Raw genomic sequence first — 2,086 nt, 5'->3', positions numbered from 1 at the left:
CGCAACTGTCGGGCCGAGGCGTTCAGGCCAACAAGGTCTGCGTGGCGGTGGCGAGGGAACTGGCGGGATTCGTCTGGTCCATTGCGCACCAGGCTGCGCCCAGCACCGCAACGCAATAACGGGATGCCAGTGACACGAGGTGATGCGGCACGATCACGATAGGAAGAACCCTCAAATCCACAGAACCCTTCGGGGCAACCTGCGTCACTAGAGTCTAGTCTAGGCCCGACAGTGGACCTTGAACGCCGAGGCCCGTCAGGGCTCTCCGCAGCATTGGCTTCGAGCTCTACGCGATCGGGAGCCCGAATCGGCGGCGGCACGTAGGAGTCGTGCAGCGCGTCGATCGAGCGCAGCAGCACCAGCACCAGCACCTGGCTTGCCGAGTGGCAGGTGCACCCCGTTGCCCACGATCAGCAGGTCGTCCTGCCCCGCCCGAGCCCGAAGGGGTTGGTCGGGGTAGCCAACTGCAGGGGGACGAAATGGGAACGCTTGTGTGCGTCGGCTTGCCGTTCGGCGCTTGATGCGGGATCTGATGGAAGAGCTGCGGTATAACCCGAACGTCCTCATTTGAAAGCAAACCATGCGCAACGCCCAGCCCGATGCACCTGGTTTCAAATGGGTCGCCCTGTGCGTGCCGCTGGTATTGACAGCCTGCGGCGGCGGTGACGGCACTGATGTCGCCGGCACGCCGACAGGGGGCACGGCCGCCGGCCCCAAATCTGCGGCCGGGGTGGGCACCGGAATCGCAGCCGGCGTCGAGAGAGCCGGCTCCGCTTCGACAGCTGCGGCAGGGGTCGCCTCCCAGCCGTCTGCCGCCGAGGCAGGGGCCCAGCCGAAGGGCGCGTCCGGGGTGGCGCGCAACAAGGTCACCACACCGGCCGAGATCGCCGCGCAAAGGGAACTGGAAAGAGATCGCCCGGCGCCTGTCGTTCGTGGAACATCGACCGGCAGCCTGCAGCCCAGTGGCGCCGCGTCGGCGGCAGCAGTCGCGGCCGCGCAGCCGCCCAACAGCGTCGGCCTGTGGTCGGCGCCCACCACCTGGCCGCTCAATGGCCTCCATGCGGTGTTGACGCCCGACGGCAAGGTGATGAACTATGGCAGCGATCGGGACGGCTTGCAGGATGCCCGGCTCTATTACGACGTTTGGACCCCGTCCACCAATTCGCACAGCCTGCTTACGCAGAGCACAGGCACCGACATCTTCTGCTCGGCGCAGCTGTTGCTGCCCGCGGGGCAGGTGCTGCTGGCCGGCGGCGACACCCGGGGCATCGACCCGACCCGCGTCAACTACGGGGTGCCGGACGTCAATTTCTTCGATCCGGCCACCGGCCTCATCTCGCGCGGCCCGCCGATGTCCTATGCGCGCTGGTACGGATCGGTGATCCCGCTGGCCGACCGGCGGGTGTTGGCCGCCGGCGGCATCGATGGCAACGGCGTCGGCTCCAGCGTTCCCGAGATCTACACGCCCGGGCAGGGATGGAAGAGCCTCCCGGGGATCGAGGGCTGGCCGACCGACTTCTTCTATCCGCGCGGCTTTCTCGCCCCGAACGGACGAGTGATCATCGTCGGGGACAACCGGATATTCAGCATCGACACCGAAGCGCCTAGCAAGACGCAGATCGGGACCCTTCCCAAGACGATCAACTGGATGATGCCCTGGGCGATGTTCGACCGCGGCAAGGTCTTTCTGGTCGCGGAGGACGGCAGCGCGATGGTGCTCGACATCAACGGCAGCACACCGGTCGTGACATCCGTGGCGGGCCCGGGGCCGAACCGCATCTGGAGTACGGGGACCGTGCTGGCGGATGGCAAGATGGTGGTCACGGGCGGCTCCGCGGTGTCGAACGAGCTCGTCGGCACCGCCTTCACGGCCATGATCTGGGATCCGAAGGCGAACCAGTGGACGGTCGGCGCCGCGGCACAGAATCCGCGCCTGTACCACTCGACCGCGCTTCTGCTTCCCGATGCCACGGTGCTGTCGGCCGGCGGCGGATCGCCCGGTCCCGTCATCAACCTGAACGCCGAGGTCTATTCCCCGCCTTACCTGTTCGACAGCACCGGACAGCCCGCTGCGCGCCCGATCATC

General features: G+C 67.1%; 1 protein-coding gene and 1 pseudogene. Both read left to right on the top strand.

Going from position 1 to position 2,086, the window contains the following annotated elements:
- Positions 1–119 (top strand): annotated as a pseudogene (locus AC1DY5_RS52985) (IS110 family transposase); the annotation flags it as partial.
- A gap of 461 nt (positions 120–580) precedes the next feature.
- A partial coding sequence (locus AC1DY5_RS52980; protein ID WP_478122242.1) for a Kelch repeat-containing protein occupies positions 581–2,086 on the top strand: 1,506 nt, incomplete at its 3' end.

Source organism: Variovorax sp. P4_D9 (assembly GCF_056401695.1).
This window is presented reverse-complemented; position numbering and strand designations above follow the sequence as displayed.